Origin of the sequence: Endozoicomonas sp. ONNA2, from assembly GCF_024606365.1 — a bacterium.
Lineage (GTDB): Bacteria > Pseudomonadota > Gammaproteobacteria > Pseudomonadales > Endozoicomonadaceae > Endozoicomonas.
In genome coordinates this window covers 1-2,384 of the sequence record NZ_JAHHPO010000103.1, presented here as the reverse complement: position 1 = coordinate 2,384, position 2,384 = coordinate 1, and the positions used below count along the sequence as shown (strand labels likewise).

At 52.7% G+C, this 2,384-nt stretch carries 2 protein-coding genes; both read left to right on the top strand.

Annotation, left to right across the window (positions count from 1 at the left end):
* The first annotated feature begins 185 nt into the window (after nt 1–185).
* Complete coding sequence (gene rsmD, locus KDK14_RS01890) at nt 186–815, top strand: 16S rRNA (guanine(966)-N(2))-methyltransferase RsmD (protein ID WP_257263323.1); 630 nt, start codon at nt 186–188, stop codon at nt 813–815.
* 108 nt (nt 816–923) lie between these two features.
* Nucleotides 924–2,018 carry a malate dehydrogenase gene (locus KDK14_RS01885; RefSeq protein WP_257263322.1) on the top strand — a complete coding sequence of 365 codons (1,095 nt, stop codon included), beginning with the start codon at nt 924–926 and terminating at the stop codon, nt 2,016–2,018.
* Nucleotides 2,019–2,384 lie beyond the last annotated feature (366 nt).

The window sequence follows — 2,384 nt, the reverse complement described above, 5'->3', positions numbered from 1 at the left end:
GAGCTGTTCAGAATTACAGTAATATGCCTTTGCTGGGTGCTGAATAGTTACAAAGTTTTTACTAAATATCTAGACAACACAGGTTGTAAATAGTTCCGGGGCAGAGCCAGTTATTGTATGACCAGCACCGTTGAAAGCGTATTATTGAACTTACTTTTTGCCCCCTGCCCAGCTGGAGCCTATGAATGTCCCGCAAGCCCATAAACCCAGGGCATCCTGAATCACGTGCTAACATCAACCCTGCCCATACCGGTGGTGGTCAGCTGCGGATTATTGCAGGTGAATGGCGCAGCCGTAAGTTACCCGTAGCCAATGTACCCGGCTTGCGCCCGACATCAGACCGGGTAAGGGAGACGGTATTTAACTGGCTGGCCATGGTTACGCCGGGAGCCAGGGTGCTTGATGTTTTTAGTGGTACTGGCGTACTGTCGATGGAAGCCCTTTCCCGGGGCGCATCCTCTGCACTGCTGCTGGAAAAAAGTCCCGTTGCCGCAAACGTGCTGAAGAGCAACCTTGCAATGTTAAAAGCCGGGCGTGCCAAGGTGGTGGAGAGCGATAGCCTTACCTGGTTAAAGCAACCGGCAGAAACCAGTTTTGATCTGATTTTCCTGGACCCGCCGTTTCGGATGAACCTGCTGGAGCCTGCATGCCAGCTGCTTGAAAGCAATGGCTACCTGAATGAGAACAGCCTTATCTACATTGAGGTTGAAAAAGAGCTGGCCCCTTTACCAATCCCGAAGAACTGGCAACTGGAAAAGAGCAAAAACGCTGGACAAGTAAACTTCAGCCTCTGGTCGCGCACAAGAAAACAATAATAACCAACGTCTCACATATAGACTTACTAAAATGATATCAGTAATCTGTGCGCGGCTGATCTTTATCAAATCCAAGAATGAATCTGAAAACCCAAGGAGCAGTTCCCCATGAAATATCCCGTACGAATTGCAGTCACAGGCGCAGCTGGCAACATCAGCTACTCCCTGCTGTTCAAAATCGCGGCCGGTGAAATGCTGGGACCTGATCAACCTGTGATTCTGCAACTGGTTGAGATTCCACAGGCTATGGACAAACTTCGTGGCGTCGCCATGGAGCTGGAAGACTGCGCCTTTCCCCTGGTTCACGGTATCAGTCTGCACGACAATCCGTTTGATGGTTTCCATGGCATCCATTACGCCATGCTGGTCGGTGCCCGTCCTCGTTCCAAGGGCATGGAGCGTGCTGACCTGCTCGAAGCCAACGCCGTTATCTTTGCCGAACAGGGCAAGGCCCTGAACGACGTGGCAAACCGTGACGTCAGAGCCCTGGTGGTGGGCAACCCGGCAAACACCAACTGTCTGATATTGTCCCGCAATGCGCCAGAGCTGGCACCCTCGCAGTTCTGCGCCATGACCCGACTGGACCACAACCGTGCCCAGGGCATCCTGGGTAACAAGCTGGGGGTTAATCCTGCCGATATCGAAGGCGTCTGCGTGTGGGGCAACCACTCGCCAACCATGTACCCTGATCTGCACCACGCCCAGGTACTGGGTGATGAAGCCGCCATCGATATGATCGATGAGCAATGGTACAAGGAAGAATACACCCCCCGTATCCAAAAGCGTGGTGCCGAAATCATTGAGTGGCGTGGCCTCTCCAGTGCCGCCTCCGCCGCACAGGCGGCTCTCGATCACATGCGTGACTGGGCCCTGGGCAGTGATGGCCGCACCGTGTCCATGGGTATTATTTCCGATGGCAGCTACGGTGTTGCCAAAGGCATCTACTACTCTTTCCCTGTCGTCTGTGAGTTTGGCAGCTACCAGATTGTCCAGAACCTTCACATTAACGACTACGGTCAACAAATGATGAAGAAAACCGAACAGGAGCTGCTCGAAGAAAAGGCCGCTGTCGATCACCTGCTACCGAAAGAAACCGCTGCCTCCCGGGAAGCGTTGAGAACGTCCAGCCGCAGCGGCCAGACCGAGTTCGATGCCGGTATTGATACCAGCGAGGTTTATTACCAGGCAAATCGCATTTGCTGATTCACAGAGCGGCTTGATAATGCCCGGGTTAAAAGGTTCGCCTGCGAACCTTTGCCTGATTTTTTACTAAACCCGTCGTAAATTATCGCCTGATCGGGCCAAGCCGCGCAGGCGGTGATATAAGACAGGAACGCGCGGAGCGTTCCGCGGGGCGGCCATCCGCTTGAGTGTTTATTCATCCTTTGCTACTTTTCGACAGTCTCTTGTAGACCTACCGTCGGGCAGACTGGATGCAAAGTCAGCTCCTTGAAATTATTCGTAATTGTTTGTTCTAATGTAGTCGAATTGCTAACCCGGATATTTCATAAACGTGCTCCCGCTCTCGCTTGTCCTTTGCCGCTCTAAGGGAGTTTTGCTCAGTCGACC

What these genes read in the sequence shown, in the direction of transcription:
- rsmD (WP_257263323.1), top strand. Translation starts at nt 186, where the DNA reads ATGTCCCGCAAGCCCATAAACCCAGGGCATCCTGAATCACGTGCTAAC.
- KDK14_RS01885 (WP_257263322.1), top strand. Translation starts at nt 924, where the DNA reads ATGAAATATCCCGTACGAATTGCAGTCACAGGCGCAGCTGGCAACATC.